Annotated in this window: 20 protein-coding genes; 9 read left to right on the plus strand and 11 right to left on the minus strand. The window is 40.6% G+C overall.

The genetic code is table 11. The features are described from left to right. Positions 1–134 precede the first annotated feature (134 nt). The 4 genes from ydiJ (at position 135) to PSPO_RS17465 (ending at position 7,129) form a co-directional block, all read left to right on the plus strand. A complete protein-coding gene (gene ydiJ, locus PSPO_RS17450) occupies positions 135–3,176 on the plus strand; it encodes a D-2-hydroxyglutarate dehydrogenase YdiJ (RefSeq protein ID WP_010559263.1) in 3,042 nt (1,013 codons plus the stop codon). A 31-nt stretch (positions 3,177–3,207) separates the two neighbouring features. Next, positions 3,208–3,801, plus strand: a complete 594-nt coding sequence (locus PSPO_RS17455; RefSeq protein WP_010559262.1) for an arylesterase — start codon at positions 3,208–3,210, stop codon at positions 3,799–3,801. A gap of 102 nt (positions 3,802–3,903) precedes the next feature. Continuing rightward, positions 3,904–4,878 (plus strand): acetoacetate decarboxylase family protein, encoded by a 975-nt coding sequence (locus PSPO_RS17460; RefSeq protein WP_010559261.1) that lies wholly within the window; start codon positions 3,904–3,906, stop codon positions 4,876–4,878. A gap of 1 nt (position 4,879) precedes the next feature. Continuing rightward, complete coding sequence (locus tag PSPO_RS17465; RefSeq protein ID WP_010559260.1) at positions 4,880–7,129, plus strand: NAD(P)-binding protein; 2,250 nt, start codon at positions 4,880–4,882, stop codon at positions 7,127–7,129. A gap of 192 nt (positions 7,130–7,321) precedes the next feature. Here PSPO_RS17465 and PSPO_RS17470 read toward each other — a convergent pair whose 3' ends face one another. From PSPO_RS17470 to PSPO_RS17490, 5 genes are all read right to left on the minus strand, one after another. Continuing rightward, positions 7,322–7,507, minus strand: coding sequence for a hypothetical protein (locus tag PSPO_RS17470; RefSeq protein WP_010559259.1), 186 nt, complete (start codon positions 7,505–7,507; stop codon positions 7,322–7,324). A gap of 375 nt (positions 7,508–7,882) precedes the next feature. Continuing rightward, the gene (locus tag PSPO_RS17475; protein WP_010559258.1) at positions 7,883–8,485 is read right to left on the minus strand and encodes a response regulator transcription factor; all 603 of its coding nucleotides are present in this window, start codon (positions 8,483–8,485) and stop codon (positions 7,883–7,885) included. After that, complete coding sequence (locus tag PSPO_RS17480) at positions 8,482–9,561, minus strand: sensor histidine kinase (RefSeq protein ID WP_010559257.1); 1,080 nt, start codon at positions 9,559–9,561, stop codon at positions 8,482–8,484. Before PSPO_RS17480 ends, PSPO_RS17475 begins: the two co-directional genes overlap by 4 nt. Beyond that, positions 9,554–10,138, minus strand: a complete 585-nt coding sequence (locus PSPO_RS17485) for a DUF7010 family protein (protein WP_010559256.1) — start codon at positions 10,136–10,138, stop codon at positions 9,554–9,556. Before PSPO_RS17485 ends, PSPO_RS17480 begins: the two co-directional genes overlap by 8 nt. Before the next feature lie 57 nt (positions 10,139–10,195). Then, on the minus strand, positions 10,196–10,900 hold the full coding sequence (locus PSPO_RS17490) for a tetratricopeptide repeat protein (protein ID WP_010559255.1): 705 nt from the start codon (positions 10,898–10,900) through the stop codon (positions 10,196–10,198). Between the two features lie 278 nt (positions 10,901–11,178). On the opposite strand from PSPO_RS17490, the gene PSPO_RS17495 reads away from it, so the two are divergent. Further along, entirely contained in the window at positions 11,179–11,520 is a 342-nt protein-coding gene (locus PSPO_RS17495; protein WP_148665286.1) for a hypothetical protein, read from the plus strand. A 3-nt stretch (positions 11,521–11,523) separates the two neighbouring features. After that, complete coding sequence (locus tag PSPO_RS17500; RefSeq protein WP_010559253.1) at positions 11,524–12,903, plus strand: class II fumarate hydratase; 1,380 nt, start codon at positions 11,524–11,526, stop codon at positions 12,901–12,903. Positions 12,904–12,985: 82 nt separating this feature from the next. Here PSPO_RS17500 and PSPO_RS17505 read toward each other — a convergent pair whose 3' ends face one another. The 3 genes from PSPO_RS17505 to PSPO_RS17515 all read right to left on the minus strand — a co-directional run bounded on the left by PSPO_RS17505 (position 12,986) and on the right by PSPO_RS17515 (position 19,345). Beyond that, positions 12,986–15,751: a methyl-accepting chemotaxis protein gene (locus PSPO_RS17505; protein WP_010559252.1), complete on the minus strand. Its 2,766-nt coding sequence runs from the start codon at positions 15,749–15,751 to the stop codon at positions 12,986–12,988. 246 nt (positions 15,752–15,997) lie between these two features. Next, complete coding sequence (locus tag PSPO_RS17510; protein WP_021033073.1) at positions 15,998–17,101, minus strand: branched-chain amino acid aminotransferase; 1,104 nt, start codon at positions 17,099–17,101, stop codon at positions 15,998–16,000. A gap of 240 nt (positions 17,102–17,341) precedes the next feature. Then, positions 17,342–19,345 (minus strand): S9 family peptidase, encoded by a 2,004-nt coding sequence (locus PSPO_RS17515; protein ID WP_040642602.1) that lies wholly within the window; start codon positions 19,343–19,345, stop codon positions 17,342–17,344. A 164-nt stretch (positions 19,346–19,509) separates the two neighbouring features. Here PSPO_RS17515 and PSPO_RS17520 point away from each other — a divergent pair, with 164 nt between their 5' ends. From PSPO_RS17520 to PSPO_RS17530, 3 genes are all read left to right on the plus strand, one after another. Then, positions 19,510–19,950 carry a hypothetical protein gene (locus PSPO_RS17520; RefSeq protein ID WP_010559249.1) on the plus strand — a complete coding sequence of 147 codons (441 nt, stop codon included), beginning with the start codon at positions 19,510–19,512 and terminating at the stop codon, positions 19,948–19,950. 182 nt (positions 19,951–20,132) lie between these two features. Next, positions 20,133–20,516: a YacL family protein gene (locus tag PSPO_RS17525; RefSeq protein ID WP_010559248.1), complete on the plus strand. Its 384-nt coding sequence runs from the start codon at positions 20,133–20,135 to the stop codon at positions 20,514–20,516. 173 nt (positions 20,517–20,689) lie between these two features. Further along, positions 20,690–21,199, plus strand: coding sequence for a hypothetical protein (locus PSPO_RS17530; RefSeq protein WP_010559247.1), 510 nt, complete (start codon positions 20,690–20,692; stop codon positions 21,197–21,199). A 62-nt stretch (positions 21,200–21,261) separates the two neighbouring features. On the opposite strand, the gene PSPO_RS17535 is transcribed toward PSPO_RS17530, so the two are convergent. The 3 genes from PSPO_RS17535 to PSPO_RS17545 form a co-directional block, all read right to left on the minus strand. Continuing rightward, the gene (locus tag PSPO_RS17535; RefSeq protein ID WP_010559246.1) at positions 21,262–23,538 is read right to left on the minus strand and encodes a S8 family serine peptidase; all 2,277 of its coding nucleotides are present in this window, start codon (positions 23,536–23,538) and stop codon (positions 21,262–21,264) included. A 125-nt stretch (positions 23,539–23,663) separates the two neighbouring features. Next, positions 23,664–24,836 carry a cation:proton antiporter domain-containing protein gene (locus PSPO_RS17540; protein ID WP_010559245.1) on the minus strand — a complete coding sequence of 391 codons (1,173 nt, stop codon included), beginning with the start codon at positions 24,834–24,836 and terminating at the stop codon, positions 23,664–23,666. 2 nt (positions 24,837–24,838) lie between these two features. Beyond that, on the minus strand, positions 24,839–25,774 hold the full coding sequence (locus tag PSPO_RS17545; RefSeq protein ID WP_010559244.1) for a hypothetical protein: 936 nt from the start codon (positions 25,772–25,774) through the stop codon (positions 24,839–24,841). Between the last annotated feature and the right edge of the window lie 37 nt (positions 25,775–25,811).

Consider the following 25,811-nt stretch of genomic DNA (forward strand, 5'->3'; position numbering starts at 1 on the left):
TATTTATTCATAGTATAAAAAATTTGGTTTAGCGCGCGAATAAATGATGTTACAAACTGTAAATATGAAGCAAAACTCGCTGTATTTCTTTGATATAATGAGTGCAAACCCTGTTCCCCGTCACCGAGCAAGTAATGATTGAAGTAATAGATCAAAAAGATACCTTATCGCCTTTAGCAGAGGCGTTTTTAGCTGAGTTAAAGACAACACACTACAGTGGTGAAATTGACATCAGCTACGCAACACGCATTGTAACCGCAACTGACAACAGTATTTATCAGGCGTTACCGCAAGGTATTTTATTTCCAAAAACAAGCCAAGATATTCAACAGATTTTTTCCCTTGCAAATCAAAGCAAATATCAGCAAATCAAATTTACACCGCGTGGTGGCGGCACAGGCACCAATGGTCAATCGCTAACGCACAGTATGGTGATTGACTTATCGCGCCATATGCGTGAGATTTTAGAGATCAACGTTGAAGAAAAATGGGTGCGCGTACAAACCGGTGTGATTAAAGATCAGCTTAATGATTTTCTGCGCCCTTACGGATTCTTCTTTGCGCCGGACCTCTCGACCAGCAACCGAGCAACGGTTGGCGGTATGATAAATACCGATGCGTCGGGTCAGGGCTCGCTTGTTTATGGTAAAACATCCGATCATGTACTGGGATTAAAAACCATGCTGGTAGACGGCACTGAACTCGATACTGCCCCCGTTGCTGTTAATATTGCAAAAACATACGCCGAAGAACAATCAACACGCGGCAAGATTTATCAGCAATTACTCGATACCGGTATAAATTTACGCGACCAAATTAAAGCGAAATTTCCCCGCTTAAACCGCTTTTTAACAGGTTATGATTTAGAAAATATTCTCAATGATGAACTAACCACGTTAGATGCAAGCCGCATTATTACAGGCTCAGAAGGTTCGTTAGGGGTTGTTTGTGAAGCCAAACTCAATATTACGCCGATTGCCGAATTTAAAACGCTGATCAATATAAAATACGATAGCTTTGATTCAGCGCTTCGTAACTCGCCGTTTTTAGTGGACGCCAAAGCGACTTCGGTTGAAACCGTTGATAGCCGTGTACTTAATCTTGCTAGAGAGGACATAATTTGGCATTCAGTTTCAAGCCTGATTGAAGATGTGCCGGGTAAAGATATGCAGGGCCTCAACATGGTTGAGTTTAATGCGACAAATCAGGCGGATATCGATGATAAAGTAAATGGCTTATTGGCAAAGCTGGATAGCTTAATGGCAAATAACCAAGCTGGGATCATTGGTTATCAGGTAACGCATTCCAAGGCCGACATTCTAAAAATTTATGCCATGCGTAAAAAAGCGGTAGGCTTGCTTGGCAATGTAAAGGGTAAAGAAAAACCGCTGGCATTTGCCGAAGATACGGCAGTACCTCCAGAAGCACTTGCAGACTTTATTGCTGAATTTAGGCAGTTACTTGATTCACATAACTTAAACTATGGCATGTTTGGCCATGTTGATGCAGGTGTACTGCACGTAAGGCCTGCCCTTGATATGTGCGACCCAGCCCAAGAAAAATTACTACGTCATATTTCCGATGAAGTGGTAAAACTAACCGCTAAGTACGGTGGTTTAATGTGGGGTGAACACGGAAAAGGTTACCGTAGTGAATATGGACCAGAATTCTTTGGCGAAACCTTGTTTACTGAACTTAGAAAGATCAAAACTGCATTCGATCCGCTTAATCGGTTAAACCCAGGTAAAATTTGTACGCCACTTGACTCAAATGAGCAGCTCGTCAGCGTTGACGATACGAAGCGTGCACATTTCGATAAACAAATCCCGATCACCATTAAAGACAGCTTCGATAACGCTATGGGGTGTAACGGTAACGGTCTTTGTTATAACTATGATAGCCACTCGCCTATGTGCCCATCGTATAAAGTAACAAAAGACAGACGTTATTCACCAAAAGGGCGTGCCAGTTTGATGCGTGAATGGATGCGTTTACAAAGCGAAAAGGGCATAGATCTACTCGAAAGCGAAAAAGCGATAGCGAAAGGCGAGACTAAGTCGTGGTGGGAAAAACGCATTTTCGCAAAACAAAAAGCCAAAGGGGCTTACGATTTTTCACATGAAGTGAAAGAATCGATGGACGAATGTTTGGCATGTAAAGCGTGTACTACAGCATGCCCAATTAAAGTGGATGTACCGACCTTTCGTGCGCGCTTTTTAAATTTATACCATGCCCGTTATAAACGCCCGCTTAAAGATTACTTAGTGGCTAATATTGAATCGCAAGCGCCGCTTTTAAGCAAAATACACTTTCTAGTAAACCCTATTTTAAAATTAGGGTTTGTAGAACGCTTTTTGAAAAACCAAATCGGTTATGTGGATTCACCATTATTAAGTGATAACGCCATTATAGAACGCGTGTCGAAGCAGTTTGCGTTTAATCTAAATCAGCTTAAAACACTGGATGAATCGCAAAAGCAGCAAACTGTTTTAATTGTACAAGACCCGTTTACTAGCTTTTATGAAGCTGAATTAGTGGAAGATTTTTGCCAGTTACTGGTAAAACTTGGTAAAACGCCAGTGCTATTACCATTTAAACCAAATGGTAAGCCACAGCATGTAAAAGGCTTTTTAAACGAGTTTGCGAAAATAGCGAAAAACAGTGCTGCATTTTTGAACCAGATAGCTGAACTGAATATTCCTATGGTTGGGTTAGATGCATCGCTTGTTATGTGTTATCGCGACGAATATAACCAAGCGCTTGGCGAACAACGTGGCGATTTCCATGTGTTATTGGCCCACGAATGGTTTGAATCGCAACGCTTTGAGCAAAAAGAAGCAAACACTGATAGTCAATTTGTGTTACTAAACCACTGCAGCGAAACCACAGCAATGCCAAATGCCAGTAAGGTGTGGCAAAACCTGTTTGCTAATTTTGGTTTAACACTCAATGCTAAAGCAACAGGCTGCTGTGGTATGGCGGGCACTTATGGGCACGAAACGCAAAACTTAGATAAATCTCGTGCGCTTTATGAAATGAGCTGGCAACAAACGGTTGATAACACACCAATTGAACAGCTTGTTGCAACTGGATTTTCGTGCCGCTCACAAGTTAAGCGTTTTAATAACGGCAACAAACCAAAACACCCAATTCAATTGTTAAACAGTTTGCTATAGCTAAACTGCTTAACGCAAAGAGGCAAGTAATATGATACGCATCACCTTGTTAATGTTTATGGTAACTTGCCTTTATGGTTGCGGTGGTAACAATACCGTGCAAATTAGCCCATACGCTAACATTGTTGCGTTTGGCGATAGCCTTACACAAGGAGTTGGGGTCGATAAATCAAATAGCTATCCTTCAAAACTGGCAAGTGAGTTGGGCATTGAAGTGATAAACAGCGGCATTTCAGGCCAAACCAGCAGCCAAGGGCTCGCGCGTTTAAATAATGTGTTAACTACGCATACGCCGAGCCTTATTATTATTTGTTATGGCGGTAATGATGTGCTGCAAAACAAAAGTAAAACCCAGCTCGAAGCAAATTTAAGGCAAATGATTGTTCGCTCTAAGCAACACGGTGCGCAGGTGATGTTAGTTGCCGTACCGCAATTTGGGTTGTTACTTTCACCTATGCCAGTGTATAAAAAACTGGCTGATGAATATGATCTGGTGCTTATTGAAGATACCTTGCCTGATTTATTGGGTGATGCCAGCAAAAAATCCGACCGAGTACACCTCAACGCGCAAGGCTATGCGTTATTAGCCAGTGAAATTGCTAAGCACATCGAAATTACCAATTAAAGCATAAAAATAATAGAAACTAATTATTCCCTCTTTCGCAAGTTTGTACTATTTTCAAAGGGTTAAATACCTAATTTTGATTTGCGATTTAGAGGGAAGACTATGGCGCAAGCACCTTTACAACCCAACTTTATTCAATTTCCTGGCAATGTGATAGCCGAACCACCGTGTCGCATGTTGAATGCCAATCAATATGGCTTTTTCGTTAAAGGCTGTAGCGAAAAAATTCAACACTATATCGATGTAACACTCAACGCGGTTAAATCAGATGAATTTCGCTTCAAGGCGCTAAGTGCGTACACCTTGCTTACGTTTACGGATATCGAAAACATCGCATCTAAAGTACCTCCGTTTAGTGAACAAGGGTGGATGCAAGAGACCGACATTATATTTTGGTTACCAGTCGCCAAAATGGTGAGTAAACGTGGTAAAGAAAAAGTTGACCATATTTATTGGTATCCAGCGTTTATCACAGTAAATAATATTTATGCATTGATTAATGGACGCGAGACCTGGGGTTACAACAAATATTTGTGTGACTATAAGATGCCAAACATTGGTGAATTACCTCAGTTTTTTGAACTTAGCCTTGATGCCTTCCAACCTTTTTCCCCGAATACCAAAATGGCAAAGCATAAACTGCTTGAAGTAAATTTAGTTGAGCAAGGCGGCGAACACCTTGTCAGTGATTTTGTCGAACTGGTGAAAGAAGCGTTTGAAATTCTAAAGTCCGATACTGATTTTTTTGACCTTGATTTAAACGCTATCAAGCAGTTGCTTGATGGTTTTGTAAACCCGCAAATGGACCAGATCTTATTTAAGCAATTACCAAATGGTGATGGCAGTAAAGCAGTTTACCAAGGCGTTGTACATTCTCCGTCAATTATTAAAAAGGTACACAGCGCTAAAATCTATAAGCATGAATTTGATGTGACCGTTTATCAGCTAGATACGTTTCCCCTTGGTGAAATGTTTGGAATTTATCCCGGCACCCATCGTGCGCTATTACCATTTAATGTTGTAATGGATTTTGACCAAGAAAAAGCGTGTGAAATTATCGCTACAAAAGGACTTTAACATGGCAAAAGAAAAAATTGTGATACTTGGCGGTGGCGTGTCAGCGATGACCGCCGCAGTGTATTTAACAGACGATGAAAACTGGCAAGATAAGTACGATATCACAGTGTATCAGCAAGGTTGGCGCATTGGTGGTAAAGGCGCTAGTGGCCGTAACCCGTATTTAGGGCAACGTATCGAAGAGCACGGACTTCACGTATGGTTTGGCGCTTATGTTAACTCTTTTAAAACAATTCAATCAGTCTACGAAAAATTAGCACGCCCCGAAAGCATGCCACTAGCAACCTGGCAAGAGGCGTTTAAGCCTCACAGTTATGTTGTATTACAAGAGCTGATTGATAACGAGTGGCAAACATGGCCTGTTGATTTTCCGCTAATTCCAGGCAACCCTGCCGATGGCACATTGGATTTACACTTTTGGGAAATCGCGCGCTTATTATACTTTTGGATAAAAAAGTTTATCGGCGAATTAGAGCACAAAGCGAACTCTTTGAATAAAGGTCGCGATATAAAAACGCCTGAAAACGATGAAGAGCAAAACCTATTTGCCCACTTTATTGATGAAGTAAAAGAAAAAATCGACGATATCAAAGACGAATGGCAAGAGTTTAAAGACGATGCCGAAGATTCGTTAGAAACGTTCTCAAAACATATTCAAGTTACGCTAAGCGAGCTTAGTTACTTTTTTGATAAGCGTGCGAGCGATAAAAACCTATCTAATACAAAACACCCATCCGCGATTCAGTGGATCATCCGACGTTTTAAGCGTTGGTTAAACGAAGAGTTTGAAGACTTACTTGAAGATAACGCTGATATTCGCCGCCTTTATATTTGCGCTGATTTAGCCCTTGCCATGATGGAAGGCTTAATTGAAGACAAGGTGTTTGAACGTGGCTTTGGCGCAATTAACAATCTTGATTTTAGAGCGTGGTTAGAAAAGCACGGGGCAAACACACAGTTTTCAGTTGATTCTGCGCCGGTTCGTGGTTTTTACGATCTTGTCTTTGCTTACCAAGACGGGGACTTTGCAAAACCGAATGTGGAAGCGGGCGTCGCGGCGTTGGCAATGCTGCGCTTATCGCTGTGTTATCACGGCGGAGTTATGTGGAAAATGCAAGCAGGTATGGGCGATACCATATTTAGTCCGATTTACGAGTTACTTATTAAACGCGGTGTTAAGTTTGAATATTTCCATCAAGTAACGCAACTTTTACCAACGCAAAGCATTGAAGGCGAAAACAGTGTCGATGAGATTAAACTGATTAAGCAGGTTGCACTAAAATCAGGGCAATATTATCCGCTTGTTGATGTAAAAGGGTTACCATGCTGGCCGTCATTTCCACTTTATGAGCAAATTGACGATGAGCAGGCAGCGCTAATAAAACAGCACAATATTAATTTAGAATGTTTTTACAGTGATTGGCCAAATGTGTATCAGCAACACTTTGGCGAAGCTCTGCCAGAAGTGACGCTAAAACAGGGCGTTGATTTTGATAAAGTCATCTATGGGATATCAGTCGCCAGTTTGCCTCATTTATGTGAAAAGTTATTAGCAAAAGACCATGGGCTAAGTTTAACTTCACAAAAAGTAAAAGCCGTTGCGACACAAGCGTTTCAATTGTGGTTAGACAAACCACTCGATGAAACAGGTTGGGCGTATACGCCCGCAAGTGGTGAGCAACCAATTTTAAGTGGCTTTAGTGAACCCTTTGATACTTGGGCGTCAATGGATCAGCTGATTAATAAAGAAGATTGGCAAGGTGATGTTGAGCCGAAAAATGTCGCCTATTTTTGTAGCGCATTTACGCAAGACAGTTTTCCACCAAGTACCCAGAGTGATTTTCAAGCCGTGTGTAACGCACGCGTAAAAGCCAATAGTGTTTTTAAACTTACGCAGCAAATGTATCCACTGTGGCCGGATATTGCCAAACAAGGTGAATTTGATTGGCAAGCACTAATGGATAAAACAAATGCGGTAGGAGAGGCGCGTTTTGATAGCCAATATTGGCGTGCAAATGTCGATCCCAGTGAGCGTTATGTAATGTCGGTGGTTAATTCTAGCCAATACCGTTTAGCAACGGATGGAACGCAATTTACTAATCTGTTGATTACCGGAGATTGGATTAAAACCGGTGTTAATGCAGGTTGTGTAGAAGCCGCAACCATGGCAGGTATGGCAACATCGCGCGCTATTTGTGGTTACCCAAATCATATTAGTGGTGAATTTGGTTTTGAGCCTGACGAGCAATAATAAATCAGTTTGAACGTGATCTTTCAGATTCGATTAATAGGACTCAATCAAATCTGAAAGTCACTTAAGAGCCGTAAGCGGATAGTCGTAACGCCTCAGTTAAAAGGCAAAATTTGGTTGGCTATAATGTGAAGCGGAGCGAAACCAGCCAACTTAATTTTGTCCACTTTTAAACTGTTTGTTAGTTGTATTTTATTCAATATCGTCTTTAAACGATTCTTGACTTTTAACTAAACCAATAGATAGGAACACTAAACCTACCACCAGAAGTATCATCGAAAGAACAGAATTATCTTCAGAGAGAAAGTAACCTGCCCCAGCTACAGACAACAAACAGGAAACGTAATAGCTATTTGACTTTTTTGACTCTTTTTCCATAAGTAAACCCTTTGATAATTATTTAGGTCAAATCAGCCTATACAACTAACATGTTTATAGCGAATGAATCGCGTGTTTTTCTACCACAGTGTTGCTCGTTTTTATGAATGACTCATTTGTAACAAACTTCATAACTATTTGCTAGTGCTATTAAAATGCAGCAGTGATGGCTCTTATCTCGGGACGAAAACGAGCGATTGGGTCGTTTTCCTGACTATGCAAGCAATATACTTTGACGAAATAGAAAAGTACTTTTGAAATACCGCTGTTCACTCATAGTAGATCTAGTCAATAGTACGATTTGATCGGACCTAAAATTTAAAAGTATCTTTTTAGATATGAGCTACTGCAAATAATGTATTTACAAAGGCTGGTTTACAACCAGCCTTTTTGCTGTGCAATACGCGCTGCATCTACACGATTTACCGCGTTTAATTTGCTAATAGCTTCTGACAGGTAATTACGCACTGTGCCTTCTGATAAAAATAACTTAGCGGCAATGTCGTGGGTTTTAAGGCCATCGCCCGCTAATTTAAGTGCTTTACGCTCTTTATCGTTAAGTGGATCGGTATCAGATAGTGCGAGTAGGGCAAGTTCGGGATCAATCACCTTTTTGCCTTGTTGCACCGATTTAATTGCATTAATGAGTTGCTCTGACGGGGCTTCTTTTAGGATAAAGGCGTACACACCTGCATTCATCGCGCGCTTTATGTAACCCGCTTTTGAGAAGGTCGTCATAATCATGGTTTTTAAATTAGCATTATTCTTTTGCAATGATTCCGCTAATTCAATTCCGGTCATATTTGGCATTTCAATATCTGATAGCACAATATCGACTGTGTTTTCATGTAAAAACGTGAGTGCTGCTTTGCCGTCTTGTGCTTGGCCAACAACATTAATAAACGGGTCTAAACCAACCAGCGCGCTAATTGCTTCTCTAACCATTTGCTGATCTTCAACCACAAGTACATTTATCATGATAATTCCGTTTTAAAAGTCATGGCTAAACAAAAGCCATTTTTGTTGCTGACAAGGAGTTCACCACCCAGTGCTTCAATGCGCTGCTTTATACCGCTAAGGCCATTGCCGTTTGTAAATGTGTGCACTTTGCCATTATCCGTTACTGAAATTTTGTTTTCGCTAATATCAATTGTTACTTTGTTACCTTTGCTGTGGCGTAAAATATTAGTGGTTGCTTCAGTTAGCACAAGTGATACGGTATTTTGTAAAGCTGGTGAGGCGTTTTGTAAGTTATTTTTGATGTTTACCTGAAAGCCATTTTTCATTAGTTCGCCTGCTAGGTGGTTTAACTGTTCGTCTAATTTAAACTGCTTCATATTGGTAACCGCTTGGCGAATGTCGCTTAATAATTCACGACTAAGGGTTGCCACTTGCTGTATTTCGTTTTGTGCTAACGATACTTGGTCGTTCGAGATAAGCTTTTCAGCAAGCTCTGCCTTTAGTGCGATTGACGATAAGCTATGACCTGCTAAATCATGTAAATCTCGGGCGATACGCTCGCGCTCTGCCACCATAGCTAATTGTTCTATTTGTTGCTGGCTTTGTTCTTCACTTAATCTATGTTGGCGTTCTCGGCGCTCAGCACGGCCCATAAAATATAAGCCTATACTGGTGATAAGGGCTGGCACTATGTAGTACAAATCCATCAGATTAAACAAATAGGCCGATAACGCAATGCCAAGTAATACGCCTATTAACCCTTGTAACCCTTTTTGTTGCCTAAAGTTAAAACCACAAAAATAACAGGCAAAGCCAAACAATGCTTGTGTACCGGGTGTAATATAAGCCCCGAAAGTAGCAAGGACTACGATTGTTAATACGGGTGAGAGTGCTTTTTCACCTTTCGCATTGACTGCTTTTACGTAGCACACAATGAATACGCAATACAGCATAAACATAGCGATAAGTTTAAATAGCGTAAACCGTTCAAAACTAAAAATAAGGGGTAAAAAATAAAAGCTAGAAAAGGCAAGTGGCCCCCACACCCAATATGACTTTCCTTCTACCGCGAGGCTTTGTTTAAAATTATCCATTTTGACCTACGTTTAATGCCGTTGAGTGTGTTTGCTTTAGTTGATTTTGCCAGCGTGAATACAGTTGGTAAATACTAAATAAATAGATGAGTACAATAGCAAAAGGCAGTACTACAAATCTATCTTCCGGAAATAAATACCATAAAATAACAAGGGATACTGTGCGTGTGACTGTATGAATAATACCGAGTGGGTGCTGCAACGTCCAAGAAAGTGGAAGCCACATTAACCCCGATATAATACCCACACTTAACGGTACGGTGGTGTGATCAAGTTGAGTCATTGGGATCACTAAGCCGTAACCCATCAAAGACATAAGAACTGTACTTAAAAATAAATTATCAAATGGGTTGCGCTCAGATTTTTTAACAAACAGGGCTTCATTCGTTAACTTGGCGACACCTAACGCGATGTAAAAAATCATTCCGGTACCAATAAAGGTGATAAGTCCCATGTATTGGTTGTCGATAAAGGTACCTAAAATACCCAATACGGCCCATGTGAAACAGCCAGCGATTGGCATGGCGAGTAGTTTTTTCTGTTTATATTCTTCACGGTACTGTTCTAGTGTTTTCATGATAGATCCTAAGTAGAGAGTGGGCAGCATGCTGCCCACTAGCTGTGTTTTGGGCGGTTAACCTTGATTATTGCTAATAAGCATTTGTGGCCAGGTGTAGTTTGGTGCAATATCGAGCGAGGCCTGCCAATCATCAAGCGCACTTTGTACATCGTTAAGTGCTAAATGAGTAAGCCCACGCCAAACCAATGCTTCAGCCTGACCCCACTGATAACCCAGATTGTCGTCATTTTGATAGTGGTTAATTGAAGTATTGAGTGACTTAAGCGCTTGTTGTTTACTACCACCAAAAATATTTGGTGTGTTGTAAGCGATAATGCCCTTAATTAAATGCACACGCGGGTTTGTTTCATCGCTTTCACTCGCGCTTGCAAGCGCGTTAGACGATTTAATGCCGTAGTACATACCTGTAATTGGCTTTATTGAAATGCGATAGCCGTAAACTTGGGCAAGTAATGCATTAACCTCTGTTGTATCTTCACTAAGTTTTTCATCTGTTAAAATCACTTGCGCGCTATCGAGTAAGCTTATCGCTTTGTCACTCTCGCCCATAATGTTATGTGCGATAGCCAAGCGGTAGTTAACGAACGCTGCATCATAGCCTTTGGCAGTGTTTGCGATTTGTGTAAGTTGAGCCACATTATTTTGTTGTGATGCCAATTCAATCTCATCAATAGTCGTTTGATCAGCACTTGCATAGTTAGCTGTAAACGTTGCAGTAGCAATAAGTAACGCGTAGATGTTTTTCGTAATTAGATACATAGTAATTTCCTTTATATGATTAATGACTGACCGTTTTTTCGGCGCAGTTATAGTGTTATTCAAAAGGAGCTTGGTGGTTAGAGACGTTTGTCAGCAATTGCATATGACAAATGTCATCTTGTGGCGTTTGGAAAAATCAGCAAATAGATCTTTGTGGTGATAACCTCGTGTAATTGATAATCGTTTGCATTTGATTTGTATCTATATTAAGCTCTCAATTAATTGATAATAACAATCATTTACAAATGAATGCGAGCGACACTCATAGCCACTATTCAGTGCTTTTAACTAAACTAAGCAAATGTTCGTCTGCAAGTGCATATCAAATAGTGGATGAATTGGTTTCGACCGGTTTAGTACTTGCAAATTTCTATGGTGAGCGCCAACAATCTTTGCTACAAGAGCTCTTTTTAAGGCGTTTATTCTTTGATTTACTGGGTAAAGTATGCGACCCACTTGTTGGTAGTGTGGTGCAACGCATCTGTCTCGATTTTACATATCAACCGTTGTTTGCACTCAAACGGTTTTATCGTACATATCATGGTAAGTTAGAGGCATATTATAAGTTGGAACGAGAGTTACGCATTTTAAGTAATGAATTTTTAGCGTGTAAAAGGTGAACTATGACACAGTACCGAATTGAAAAAGACAGCATGGGCGAATTAAAGGTACCAGCCAATGCCTTGTATCAAGCTCAAACGCAACGTGCAGTTGATAATTTTGCAATTAGTGACTTAACCATGCCTGTATGGTTTATTCAGGCATTAGCATACGTAAAGTCTGCGGCAGCTAAAACAAACCAAGAACTCGGCCACTTACAGCCACATATCAGTGAAGCCATTGTTGATGCATGTGAAAAAGTACTGACAGGTGAATATGACAACCAATTCCCAGTGGATGTGTTTCAAACCGGCTCGGGTACCAGTTCTAATATGAATATGAACGAGGTACTTGCCACACTTGCTTCGAATTCTCTTGATGAAAACGTAAGCCCTAACGACCACGTGAATATGGGTCAAAGTTCTAACGACGTTATTCCAACCAGTATTCAGGTAAGTTGTTGTATTGGCGTGTACTACCATTTACTGCCAGCGGCGAACCACTTAATTAATGCGTTAACACAAAAATCGAAAGAAGTAGGGCATATTTGTAAAACAGGCCGTACTCATTTAATGGACGCGATGCCAATCACGTTTGCACAAACCCTTGATAGCTGGAAAAGCCAAATTGAAAATGCCATTGCGGGTATTAACACATCGCTTGAACAAGTGAAGCCGCTTGCTCAAGGAGGTACGGCGGTTGGTACGGGTATAAATGCGGACCCACAATTTGCCGGTAAATTTGCGAGTAACCTAAGTGCTTCAGTTGGTATTAGCTTTAAACCAAGTGAAAACTTTTTCTATAATATTGGCTCGCAAGATGCGATTGTTGCTTTGTCAGGTCAGTTAAAAACGCTGGCAGTTGCCATTATTAAAATTGCAAACGATTTACGTTGGATGAACTCAGGCCCACTGTCAGGTTTGGGTGAAATTGAATTACAAGCATTACAACCAGGTTCGTCTATTATGCCGGGTAAAGTAAATCCAGTTATTCCTGAGGCTGCTGCAATGGTGGGCGCGCAGGTAATTGGTAACGACGCGACAATTACGGTTGCGGGTCAGTCAGGTAATTTTGAGCTCAATGTGATGTTGCCAGTGATTGCCCATAACGTATTAGAAAGTATTAACCTTCTGACGAATACGTGTTACCACCTTGCGGATAAAGCAATTGCGACCTTTGTGGTTAAACAAGAGAACATTAATAAATCACTCAATAAGAACCCGATTTTAGTCACAGCACTAAATCCGGTAATTGGTTATTTAAAGGCAGCAGACATTGCGAAAAAAGCCTACAAAGAAAATCGACCAATCATTGATGTTGCTTTAGAAGAAACCGAACTCTCACAACAAGAGCTTGAAAATTTACTCAACCCTGAAAAATTAACACAAGGCGGTATCGCCTAAACGATTGACGCTTGAGTTTATTTTTAAATAATAAAAGCCCGTAAAAAACGGGCTTTTGGTTGTAAAGGCGATAAGTTCACTGTTAGTGAGAAAAACGTGTCATCAAGTGCCGTAACTCGTTTGCTCGTTCGGCCATATTATTACTGGATGCATTTGCACGCTCTACTAAGCCATTATTTTGTTGAATAATGCCATCCATTTGCTTAATGGCGGTATTGATTTGATTTATCCCGTTGGCTTGCTCCGCACTGTCATCGGCAATTTTCGCCATATTGGCAGATAGTTCTTGAATGTTAGATACGATAGATGCAAGCGTATCACCCGATTGCGTTACAAGCGCCATGCCGTGTTCCACTTTTGTTGCGCTATCATTGAGTAAATCAGCAATATTTTTTGACGCATCGGCGCTTCGCTGCGCTAAAGAGCGTACTTCGGCTGCAACAACCGCAAACCCTTTCCCTTTTTCACCAGCTCTTGCCGCCTCAACAGCTGCATTTAATGCAAGCAAATTAGTTTGAAATGCAATTTCATTAATTACTTCAATTATGCTCGATATTTCACTTGAGCTTGTACTTATTTCTTTCATCGCATCGACTGTATTGCCAACAAGGCGACCGCCTTCTTGCGCTTGTTCATCAGCTTTTGTGGCTAAGTGATTTGCAACCTGCGCGTTTTCAGAGTTACGTTTGACTGTTTCGGTAATTTCGTGCATCGATGCGGTTGTTTCTTCAATTGATGCGGCTTGTGATTCGGTTCGACTGCTTAAATCGTTGATGCCGTGCTTTATATCATCTGCAGAATCAGTGATATTAGAGGCGGTATCGGTAATTTGTTTAACCAATAATGATAAGTTTTCAACGCTACGATTAACCGCTTGTTTTAATGTGTCAAACTCTCCTTGATAATGACCATTTACAGTTTTAGATAAATTACCATCGGCGAGTGCTTGCATTACATCTTGGCATTCGTTTAATGGGTGGGTAATTGCATCTAAAGTGTCGTTAAAGCCAATAACTATTTTTGCAAAATCGCCACTGTGTTTATTGCTGTTGGCGCGAGTTGATAATTGCCCACTCGATGCAGCATCAACCAACAGGTTAGTATCTGATATTAAGCCTTCAATGGCATTACAACAGGTTTCGAGACTGCGCTTAACTTGTAAAAAGTCGCCCTTATAATCGTTACTAATGGTGTTTGGTATATCACCTTTAGCTATTTGATCTAAATATAACGAAGTGTTGTTTATTGGTGTAACAATGGCATCAAGCGTTGCGTTAATGCCTTCGATAATTTTTTTGTAATCACCGTTGTGACTATCGGCGTCTGCCCGTTTGGATAATTCACCAATAACAGCGCTTTGTACAATGGCGTTAGTGTCGTTAATCAGTTTTGCAATCGCGCTGGTGGATTGCTCTAAGCTTTCTTTAATTAATAGAAAATCACCTTTGTAGTCGCCAGATATGCTCTTTGGGATCTGTCCGTTGCCAATTAAATTTAAATATTCTTGTGTTTGTTTAACGGGCTTTACGATGGCATCGAGCATTTGGTTAATGCCGTTTGCAAGTGTCAACATAAAGCCTCCAAATTCACTTGCATCAATTCGTGTTGCCAGTTTGCCCTCAACTGCAGCTTGTATAATTGTTGCAACTTGCTGCTCTGCACGGCATTGTTCTGATAAATCATTAAGTTCATAAACAATGCCTATTACGTCACCGGAACTATCTTTAACCGGTCCTGCAATCACAAATATAACGCTATCTTGGTAAGTTAATTCACATTCAACTTGTGTCGAAATAGCATTTTTCAATACATCAAATTCTGGCTGGTTATCAAATAACAGACTATCGGCATGGTCTATCAAAGCTGAACTGGTAAAGTGTGGCTGGGTAGTTTGAATGTTAGATTGGTGATTATTTAGCAGCGACTTGCATTGGTTATTACAATAAATAACCTTGTGCGAGCTGTCAGACATCATAACGGGCGCGGCAACGTTATCAAGCGCTTGTTTAATGCGCCCATTCACTTTTGCAACCTCTTTTTGGTGTTCCATTTGGTTAGTTAAGTTTGTATTTGCCTCATTTAAATTGTGCTGCATGCGCGAGAGTGCAGTTAATAATAAGCCAATTTCATCACGGTTGTGCCCAGTTATTGCATTATCAAGATTGCCATTGGCAATTTCGTTTGCCACCTTAGCTGCGTGATTAATCGGTCGAGTAATTAAAATGCGAATGTACCTTGTTAGTAATAAAATGGTTAAAACTGTAATCACGGTAAGGCCGATTAAGGTATAGTTAATCAGTTGATCTTTTTGTTTAGACAAATGTGATGTTTCAGTAAGTGCAATTTTGTTAATCTCGTCACTAAGCAAGTTAAGAGATTTAACTACCGGGCGATCTATGCCTTTAACCGCGCTGTCGCCAGCTTGTGTATTAAAGTCTGCATTATTAAAGTCAATTAGGCCTTTTCGGTAGAGCGCACCTAATTGTTGATGTTGCTTTTGTAGTTCCGATATTTTTGTTTGGAGCGCGGTTGGCAAATAAGGCTTAGTTTTTAGCGACGCTAAGTCGTTTTGGATTTCCGTTTCTTTATCTATGAATCTCTGCAAATATTTTTCATACTGTGTTGCGTCATGGCCGCGGATCAATGTATTTTTCCACTCTTGCACTTGGATTTTAAAATTACTCAAAACCATATTTACTTGCTCACGTGAATCCAGTTCTTGGTTAATTACATTGTCAAAGTCTTTGGCGAGCGAGCGTAAAATAAATACCGAGATAAGTGCTGCAATAAGAATTGAAAAAAGACCTATCAGTACACTTGTCATTAACTTAGCTTTGATACTTTTCATATTTCGTCCCTGAATGTGACAAAAGAAACATAATTCTAAACCAAACGTTGTTAACTATGCTGTTGAGTAATCTTTAAACTCATCAAGAAAATTAAAACAATTGGTATAACTACTCTAGTCAAAGAATCGAAAATCGGCAAAAAATGATTGTTAATTCAGAGGCTTCTAGGAGAAAGGTGAAACGTTAAAAAATTTAGATGGCTTAGCTGAGCTGCTGAAAGGCCGAGCTAAGCCATAGTTAATCGATTACAGCGCGTTTGTTGCTACTTTTTGCAACCAACCACTAGGAGCCTTGATACGACCTTGTTGCATATCACTGTAAAACTGGTGAAGTGCTAAAGTCAGCTTGCCAATCTCACCGTTTCCAACCGTATAATGCTCACCATTTTCTAATATGTAATGGCCTACGGATGCAGTGACTGCTGCTGTTCCAAATCCACCCGCTTCAATTATCTCACCCGATTTTATATCGTCTAAGAAATCTGTTAGCGCTATTTTTTGTTGTATCGGTTTTAGGCCAAGTTCTTCAGATAGACGCGCTGCCAAAGCTAAAATGGATTCAGAGGTAATTGATTTTAAGATGGTGTCGGTAAATTCTGGAATAACTAAATGACCACTTTTAGTTATATGAAAGTGATTCATTGCGCCCACTTCTTCAAGATACGTGTTGCTTGCGTCAAGGTACAATACTTGGTCTGCTGAGAAACTTGCAGCTTGTTTTTGTGCACGCAATGATGCCGCATAGTTACCCGCCGCTTTAGCAGCGCCCGTACCACCTGACACCGCTCGGTGATAAGTATTTGAAATAAGGAGCTTAAGCGAGGTTGTCATTCCTTTTGGGTAATAAGAACCGCTAGGACTTAACATGACCGCGTAGGTATAGCTGTTACTGGCTCTAACCGATAGGTTATCTTCAGTAGCGAATAAAAATGGGCGAATATACATAGAGGCGCCATTTGCACGTGGCATCCATAATCGCTCTACATCGAGCAGCGCGTGTATTGCCGACATTTGCATATCTTCGGGTACACTGGGCATCGATAATATACTGGCAGATACATTTAAACGCTGGCAATTTTTGTCGAGTCGAAAGGTATAAATCTCGTTGTCTTGGTGTAAAAACGCCTTGGCTCCTTCAAACACAGATTGGCCGTAATGTAATGCCATTGCGCCTGGGGCTAACTGCAGTGCTTGATAAGGAACAATGCGCGGCGCTATCCATTGGCCATCTTTATAGTCCATTAAGAAAATATGGTCGGTTCTTTGTTGGCCGAATCCGAGGGAGTCGCATTGTTCAAGTGGCGCTGTACGTCTTAATTCTGATGACAGTAGTTGATAGTCGATATTCATTATTATGTAATTCTGTTGGTGATGAATGCATAGTGAAGCTGTGCGTTTAAATAATCAAGGTAAAATTAATCAATTTATAATTAAAACGTAAATAAATTTATCAAATAGTGTAGCGCGAAAATTCATGCGTAAAAAAAAGCCAGTCGAAACTGGCTTAAAATGGTTGGGAAAACGGTCAATGTGTAATTGGCATTGAGGTTGGGGCACCCCGATTGTTATTTGCCAATTTCCACTGTTAAATTATTTATATTTTTCAAACCACGCGAGCGTATGTTCAATTTTACTAATCATGCGTGACGGTTTACTTGCAATACCGTGATAAGCGCCTGGAATTTTCACCAATACGCTATCTATTTTTCGTAGTTTAAGCGCTTGATAATATTGCTCAGTTTCTGCCATCGGCGTGCGTAAATCTTTTTCTCCTGTGATCAGCATGGTCGGTGTTGTTACATTACCAACCAGCGAGAGTGGCGAGCGCTGCCAATAGTGTTCTACGTTATCCCAAGGCATACCCGGGAATTGTGTTGGAATTTGGCGAAGGCCACTGTCGGCGGTGAGCACTTTACTTAGCCAGTTAATAACAGGTTTTACAACAACCGCAGCCTTAAAGCGATCGGTCAAGCCAATGGCGTAGGCTGTTGCAATACCCCCTGCGGAACCACCCGCAATATAAACTTGGTCAGGATTAACAAAACCTTTCGCTATCATCGCATCAACGCCTGAATTGTGATCGGCAAAGTCTTCTTTTGACGAGTATTTATACTTTAAAAGCATTGCAAAGCGCTCGCCATATGAACTACTGCCGCGATGATTATCATAAAACACAACATAGCCTTCGGCAGCGAAACGCTGTAATTCTGCAGAAAAATGCGGACCATAGGCTAAATGCGGACCGCCATGGATTTCTAAAATCATTGGGTATTGTTTGTTTGGATCAAAATTAGGTGGAGTGATGTACCAACCTTGAATTTGCTCCCCATCAAAAGACGATTTGTAGTTAATCTCGTGAACTTCACCCAATGTTTTATGGTTTAGTAAGTCGTTATTGAGCGCAGTGAGTTGGGTAACTTTACCTTTTGTTGAAACTATCGCTACATCGGCAGGTTTTGTTGCGCTGCCGTGCGTAAATGCAATATCACCTTGGTAATTTGCACTAAATTCACCACTAATATATGGGCGACCGAGTGTGGTCCCTGACAAGGTATCAGTTAAGTCTTTTAACTTACCTTTAGTCGTAATAGTGGCGACTTTACGTTTACCAAAATCATCATAGCTAAATGCGATGGTGTTTTTACCAATCCAACTTGGCTGGTTAACTGAGCGGTCGAAGTCTGGCTTAATTTGGCTTGATTGCTTCGTTTGCCAATCCATCACATTCAAGATGTTATTGCGATATGGGTTGAGTGCATTAGAGCTTTGTAAATAAACGAGCTTGTTACCGTTTTTTGAAAATTGTGGGCTGAACTCGCGTCCTGGCGCGTTTGTTAGCTGAGTTAACTCTAAGTTGTTTACGTCTACTTGAAACAAGTCGCCTTCCAACGTTTTGTATTCCCAGTCAGTTATACGGTTCGCTGAAAACACAATCGCTTTGCTATCTTGGCGCCACGCTAAACGGCCTTTGTGATGATAATTACCAGAAGTGATTTGGCGCGGTGTTCCGCCTTCCGAAGGAATTACAAACAGTTGATTATACCCGGGTTTTACTAAGCCACTGCCGTCAGCTTGATAATATGCTTTATCGATGACAATGGCCGGCTTTGACCATTTAGCCCCTTTAGGGGCTGTAGGCATTTTTGCGATGACGCTAGGTTTTTCAGACACTTTTTGGCTAAAAGCGAGCCACTTTTCATCGGGTGACCAGGTTAGGTTAGTAACGCCACTTTGCACATTACTAATTTTTGCTGTGCGGTTTTGTTTAAGGTAGTGGACGTGTATTTGTTTGTTTCCTGAGAGGTTACTAATAAATGCGATCCTATCGCCACTTGGTGACCAAATAGGTGAACTGTATTGTTTATCATCAGAAAAGAGCGGTGTTTGATCACCTGTTTCAGTATTTACCAACCATAAGTGCTTATCAGTTGCGTCACGCATGATGTTGTTGCTATTTCTAACATACACAATGTGTTTGCCATTAGGTGATACGCTAAGTGAATTTGCATACTCTAGCTGAAATACGTCATTTGCTTGAAATGTATTTGCAAAACTGGGTGCTGCATACGCCGCAAATGCACCGACTAGCATCATCGCTTTGGTTGGAGTAAACATAAAATGCCTTTTATTTTTTTAGTTTGTATCACAATATCCTAGTTAATTGGCTTTAACAGCGAAATCAGGACGAATGCAACAATTTAGTAGACAAACAACCGTGGTAACCGCAAGATGAGCCTTGTTTTTAAAAGGAGTACAAAGTGACAGAAGAACAAAAAATCGTTTTTTTAGAAAAGGAATACTTTCATTTACAAGCACGTGTAGAAAGCTTTGATGCTAAGTCGCTAACCATTAAGGCGTGGAGTGTGTCATTGGCAATGGCTGTTTTAAGCTCGGGGGCATTTAGCAAAACGTATAATGTGTTGTTGTACGCGGCGATGGCGGCATTATTGTTTTGGCTAATCGAAGGGTACTGGAAAACATTTCAAAGCGCTAATTATCAACGTATTGCCGAGATAGAAGGGTACTTAAACGGTACAATTACTGAGATTGATTGTTTACAGATTAATGCATCTTGGAGTTGTGAATACAATAAGCAAGGCAGAACGTTGTTTTACAGAAGCTTGTTTTGGCCTCATGTGATGTTACCGCACGGTATTATGACCTTGGGCTTTGCAATTAGTTATTTCTATTTTATATAAAATAATCAATAAGAACACATCATACTAGTTAATAACTCACTGTAATCGACGCAATGGTGTGCAGTTTAGGTAATGGTTTTGCGAGGGTAGGTGTTTATTTGGCAATAACACGAAATCGATATCGTTGTTGTTACAACAAACGCGTACAATTAGCAGCATAATTAGTATTGAGAGTTTAAGTAGTGGAATATCAGTTTATCAAAGATCCGATCGATGGGTTTAGACTATTGATTAGCGATGAACAAGCAAATATCGCCCGTTGGCTTGTTGACGAAACAGGCATTAGTAGTAGCGCGGTGAATGATTTACTCGTTCAAGTTAATCAAAAAACGAGCGCATTTACCCATGATGTCAATTTCCGTGGTAAAGAAATGGTGATGTCGATTGTTGATGGAGAGGTTGCTGTACGTGTGAACCAACATTGCGTAAGCGATTTTGAACAAGAACGGTTTGATCAAGAAATGCTATCGGTTGATACAACAAATGATCTAAGTGAATGCGGCTTAGATGATTTTGTGTCTTTGTTACAAGACTGGTATCTTTTTCTTAAGGATAATCGTGTTTAAGTAACTTGAATGTAAGATACAAAATTACGACGTATTAAAGTCCTGAAAATATAAAAGTACTTATTAGTCCTAGCAAGTGATTGCTACTGAGTTAAAGACTTAGGCTTGCTTAAATGAAAGTTAGAAGCAAATTTTTAATTTATATTTGAGGTTAAATATTAGGAGTAGCTCCAATGAATAAAATAATCGCGCTGTCGGCGCTTTTTATGTTAACTGCGTGTGGTGACAACGAAGTTAATAGCAATAACGACGTAAAACAAGAATTAAAACAAGAGTTAAAGCCTCAAGCACAGCAAAGCGTTAAAAAAGTAGAGACATCAGACAAGCTTAAAAACTTGGATAAAGAGGTGAGCATTGCAAAAACGGACAGCAAAACGCTAGACGGTTTTAAAGAGCGTATTGAGCTTGCGCAATCGGACGTAAGTTGTGATACAAGTGCACAATGTTATGTCGTGTCAACCGGTTCTAACCCTTGTGGCGGCGCAAGTGGTTATGCAGTTTTATCATCAAAAACTAGTGATAAAGATGAAATTGAAGCACTTACTGCTGAACTTATTCGCTTAGAAAAGAGTAAACATGCGTTAGAGGGGACAATGGGGATTTGTCAGCGCCTATTTGAACCAAAAGGCATGTGTAAAAATGAAAAATGTGTGGCGGTTGACGGCCCGCAAGAGGTTTATTAATACAAAAAAGGAAAGTGGCTAGCCACTTTCCTTGCTTTTCAATGATTAAGATGTCGTGTTGCTTATGGGTTAGCTTGCACGTTTAGCGTAATACCACTTGCTGCGCGATAACCGTATACGTCAATGTACCAAGTACCTGCCTGTGGTGTGCTGAATGAACAAGATTCATTGTTACCACTTTCATATGGACGACAATCATAGCTGCTCGTTGTTGATTGAGCACCATGCGTTACATATAAGTCCGCATCACCAGTACCGCCAGACATAGTTACATTAAAATCAGTGTAACCAGCTGCTAGGTCAATTGTATAACGCTGCCAGCTACGACGTGAAACTGATACATCGTTTACGGTATCGTTAATTGGCGTAAGTTCTCCTGTGCCACCGTCGTTACCTTCAGTATAGCTTGCGGTAAGGCTTACATTGGCAAAGCTGCTGTAAGCTTTTAAGCGCACATAATAAGTACCGCCAGATTGCGTTAGATTACATGTTTCATTGTTACCAGATTTATATGGGCGACACTCATAACTGCTGTCAGTTGGTGCTGCATTAAATTGCGTATATAAATCAGCGTCACCAGAGCCACCGCTCATTGATACTGTTACGTCGGTAGCGCCTGCTGGAACTTCAAATGTGTACAGGATCTCTTCATTAGTATTTGCACTAATACCTGATACCGTCTGACCGTTAACAAGTACATTCTCACCTGGGTTAGGTGGTGTTGTACCGCCCGAACAACCATTTGCTTGTAAATAGTCGATAGCGTCTTTCGCTTGCACTAAACCGTGACCGAATTTCAGATCACGACCTGCTGTACCTAAATCTTCAGCCGTTGCATTTAATGCGCCACGAATATCGTCTGCACTACAACTTGGGTGATGGCTCCATACTAATGCTGCTACACCCGCTACATGTGGTGATGCCATTGAAGTACCGCTCATCATGCCGTAGTTACCAGTACCAATCTCAATTGTTGTTGATAGACCAGTTTGAGACAGCATTGCTGCACCGTCAGTATCGGTAGCTGTTACAGCTGGAATCGAAGTTTGGTTTGTATCGCCTAACGTACCGCCGAAACTACCTGCTGCATTGTTATAGATTACCGCGCCAACGCCGCCGCTATCTTGACAGTTTTTAACTTTGTCGTGGAATGAGATGTTACCGCGCTGAATTAGGCATACTTTACCGTTTGCGCCTGAATCAGTAGATTCACCTGTAGCAAAATCATAAAGAGGTGCAGTAACTGAGCCGCTGTTTTCCATTGCGTTAACGCTGTATGCATTGCTGCCAACAGATAGCGAAACAACTTGGCCCGTGCCTTCTGGGTAAGTTGAGTACACATCTACACCCGGTGCTGCGATTTCAACTTGGCTGTTCTTTTGTGAGAAATCGGCCAGTGCTTTTGCACTGTCAATCGCTGCGACAGACATTACTGAATCATATGATGCAGGGAAGCTTTCAATATCAGTAGTATTCGATGGGTTACCATCGTTACCAGCAGCCGCAATGAGTAATAAACCAGCGTCAGCAATTGCTTGAATACCATTACGCTCTGATGTGCTCGAACCTGAGCCACCAAGACTCATGTTAATAACGTCGCTGCCTGCGTTTTTACATTCATTCATTGCCGCAACAAGATCAGATGAGTAACCCCAACCGCTTGCGTTAAATACTTTAATAATATGAAGTGATGGATCTGAACCAATTACACCGCGTACACCAACACCATTATCAATGGCTGCAATTGTACCCGCTACGTGTGTACCGTGAGGACCACCTTCTTGGTACCAGTTACCTGTACCACTGTTGTTTGTGCCAGTTACGGTACCGCCATTAGTGCCCATATCTTCATGTGGAAGATCTAAACCAGAGTCGATTACACAGATTTTTTTACCGTTATTTGCAGCTGATGCAACTGAATCATCAACCTGATCAGCTTGTACCATTGCAATGCCGTAAGGCTGTGTTTGTGCCATTAATCGGCGCGGTAAATCTTCTTCAATGTATTCTACGTTAGGGTCGTTTTGTAATTGTTTTAATTGTGAATCTGATAAGCGTGCAATATTCGCGTTAATAGATGCATTGAATTGCGCGTTATTAACGCCCATTTTTGATAAACGATCAGTAGTTGCGAACTCAACATTTGTTGAGTGTGCAAAATTCATAAACGCTGAATTGTTTTTATATTTAATGATATAGCGCTTTGGTAAAGGTGATTTTACGGCTGCACGGTCTGATAAGTTAACGGTTAATAAGCCTTCAGCTTCAGTCGCTACTGCGGTGTTAACTGCAAGCGCTACCGCTGCCAGTGAACAAAGCTTTAGAGGTTTGTTTGTCATAATAGTTCCCAGGTTGTTGTCGTTATAGGAACTTGGAATGTAACAGTGAGTTACATGTGGTTACAACTATTTAACATTTGCGAGTGTAAACAATTGTTAATGTATATTGTTTTCAAAACCTTCAATTACTTGACTCTAGAGCTTATTCCATGAAAAAAGACACTTAATATTATTGTTAAAATAGCAATGTCGATTAACTGTTCTGAGACTCCATCTAATTGCTGCAATAAAATCAATGTAAAAACAACGGAAGCTAAACCGCGAGGGCCAAACCATGCCAGTAAAAATCGTTGTTTAAGGTTAAGTTGCGTAAATAACAGAGACAACAACACGGGAATGATGCGCATAACAGTTAACGCGCATAATGCATAAAGTAAAACTAATAATGACACACCATCAATCAAATAATTAAAGGCAAAGTTACCAAAAATAAACCAGATTATGAGTGCACAGGTGTTAGCTAAGGCATGGGCGTTACTGAGTCGCTGACGTTTAAACGCTTTTTTAAATTTAAAATCAAACAGCAAGCCTGCGGTGAAGGCGGCAAAAAAACCACTACCGCCGAATAGTTGCGCAACTAAAAAGATTAAAATAGCGATAGCAACACAAATAAATACTTCATTTTGTTTGTTATAAAGTCGGTATTTTTCAGAAAATATCACTAGCTTAAAGACGAGTACAGACACAATAACGGCCACAAAAATCGCTACGCCGATTTCTTTGACTGCAATCATAAGCGTATTTGTTAGATTCAAGGTTTGTTGATTGCTCGCGGAATATAAAAGCAATAAAAATACGGGTACCGCTAAACCGTCATTTAATCCGCTTTCAACATTTACTGCCTCGCGTGTTTGCGCTGGAATTTTTTGATTGTCGATAAAGTTACTGCTGAGCGCTGCGTCTGTTGGCGTTAAAATAATCGCCAACAAAGCCAAATGGATAAATGGCTCATCAGGAAATAAAATAGTGCCGATATAGGTGCCAAATAAAAAGGTTAACGGCATTGCTATGAGTAACAGTAAAAGCGGATAGAGGTAGCTGTGCGTTAACACCGATATCCTGGCTTTCGCCGCGTCGCCAAATAAGATGAGTGCCAAGGTGAGTTCGATATAAATTTGAAATGCAGATACGTCAAATTCTAAGTGGTTAGGAGCTCTAAAAAAATACGCAAAACAAAAGCCGAAAAACAGCATAAACATTGGGCCTGTGATGCTTACTTGTCCAATACGTTTGGCAAAAAGCGAATAGACGATAACCAAGCTTGTAATTGCGACGAAGATTGCGTATTCATTTTCCATAATTAGCTGATCTCTTTTTCCATGGCGGTGATTAAACGTCTTAACTGCCGGACTTCGTAACTGCCATTACCCCTTTCTCTGTGAAACAAGGGGGCATCTAGCGTAAGCGCATTTCCGCGAAGCTGCTTGTAACATGTCGCGATTTGTAACCCAATGTCACACAAACGATGCGGGGTTAACTGATTATTATCAAAAAAATAAAGTACTTGTTCGGTAAGGTCTAGGTGGGCCAACAGTGGGCCTGAATCAGCGTTTTGTTGAGAAAAAGCTTGCAGCGGCAATTGCGCTTTCCTAACTAGGTAAAGCAAGAACAAGTTGCGCATTTTATGAATATCGTTTTGGTAGCGCGCAAACGCATCCCGCAACATGCTTTCGTCAATCGCTTTTGTGCGCGTTACAGGCTTATTATTCTTTTTTAAAATTGCGTCGTTTTTTCTCAGCGCTTTTATTGGGTTGACTTTAATAATAGCAGCTTGCGTTAAGGCATCGCAGAAGTGGTTGAGCACAGTAAACATCGACGCGCGAGATTCATAACTCATTACCGCAGATTTAAAGGGGCGCCAGTTTTCATTAACATGGCGCTCGCCATTACGCAGTTTAAAACGCGGATTATGCCTGAGTGCGCACCAAGTGGCATCCGGAGATTGGCAAAATAATGTATATGTGGTTAATAATTCTTTATTAAGCGACCTCAAGCCGCAATTATGTTTGAACCAAAGCCATAGCAATAATTTTTCTATTTCATTACGAAAACGATTAAAACTGTTTTCATTTTTTATACCTACTTTTTGTAAGTACTTTAAACAAAACGTTAAGTCGTCTAATTGCGCCTGCGTTAACCTACTTAAATGTGTATAATTTCCAACATTAAAATGACGTTGTGCGTAATCGATTTGATAAGGTAGTTGAGCAAAAGTGTCGAATAACGGTTTAATCATTACACACGTCTTTTCCATGTTGGCGCTAATTATTCTG

This window comes from Pseudoalteromonas spongiae UST010723-006, from assembly GCF_000238255.3.
Lineage (GTDB): Bacteria > Pseudomonadota > Gammaproteobacteria > Enterobacterales > Alteromonadaceae > Pseudoalteromonas > Pseudoalteromonas spongiae.

Excerpts from the sequence above, each read along its gene's own strand:
- ydiJ (WP_010559263.1), top strand. The coding sequence starts at position 135 with ATGATTGAAGTAATAGATCAAAAAGATACCTTATCGCCTTTAGCAGAG.
- PSPO_RS17455 (WP_010559262.1), top strand. The coding sequence starts at position 3,208 with ATGATACGCATCACCTTGTTAATGTTTATGGTAACTTGCCTTTATGGT.
- PSPO_RS17460 (WP_010559261.1), top strand. The coding sequence starts at position 3,904 with ATGGCGCAAGCACCTTTACAACCCAACTTTATTCAATTTCCTGGCAAT.
- PSPO_RS17465 (WP_010559260.1), top strand. The coding sequence starts at position 4,880 with ATGGCAAAAGAAAAAATTGTGATACTTGGCGGTGGCGTGTCAGCGATG.
- PSPO_RS17470 (WP_010559259.1), bottom strand. The coding sequence starts at position 7,507 with ATGGAAAAAGAGTCAAAAAAGTCAAATAGCTATTACGTTTCCTGTTTG.
- PSPO_RS17475 (WP_010559258.1), bottom strand. The coding sequence starts at position 8,485 with ATGATAAATGTACTTGTGGTTGAAGATCAGCAAATGGTTAGAGAAGCA.
- PSPO_RS17480 (WP_010559257.1), bottom strand. The coding sequence starts at position 9,561 with ATGGATAATTTTAAACAAAGCCTCGCGGTAGAAGGAAAGTCATATTGG.
- PSPO_RS17485 (WP_010559256.1), bottom strand. The coding sequence starts at position 10,138 with ATGAAAACACTAGAACAGTACCGTGAAGAATATAAACAGAAAAAACTA.
- PSPO_RS17490 (WP_010559255.1), bottom strand. The coding sequence starts at position 10,900 with ATGTATCTAATTACGAAAAACATCTACGCGTTACTTATTGCTACTGCA.
- PSPO_RS17500 (WP_010559253.1), top strand. The coding sequence starts at position 11,524 with ATGACACAGTACCGAATTGAAAAAGACAGCATGGGCGAATTAAAGGTA.
- PSPO_RS17505 (WP_010559252.1), bottom strand. The coding sequence starts at position 15,751 with ATGAAAAGTATCAAAGCTAAGTTAATGACAAGTGTACTGATAGGTCTT.
- PSPO_RS17510 (WP_021033073.1), bottom strand. The coding sequence starts at position 17,101 with ATGAATATCGACTATCAACTACTGTCATCAGAATTAAGACGTACAGCG.
- PSPO_RS17515 (WP_040642602.1), bottom strand. The coding sequence starts at position 19,345 with ATGATGCTAGTCGGTGCATTTGCGGCGTATGCAGCACCCAGTTTTGCA.
- PSPO_RS17530 (WP_010559247.1), top strand. The coding sequence starts at position 20,690 with ATGAATAAAATAATCGCGCTGTCGGCGCTTTTTATGTTAACTGCGTGT.
- PSPO_RS17535 (WP_010559246.1), bottom strand. The coding sequence starts at position 23,538 with ATGACAAACAAACCTCTAAAGCTTTGTTCACTGGCAGCGGTAGCGCTT.
- PSPO_RS17540 (WP_010559245.1), bottom strand. The coding sequence starts at position 24,836 with ATGGAAAATGAATACGCAATCTTCGTCGCAATTACAAGCTTGGTTATC.
- PSPO_RS17545 (WP_010559244.1), bottom strand. The coding sequence starts at position 25,774 with ATGATTAAACCGTTATTCGACACTTTTGCTCAACTACCTTATCAAATC.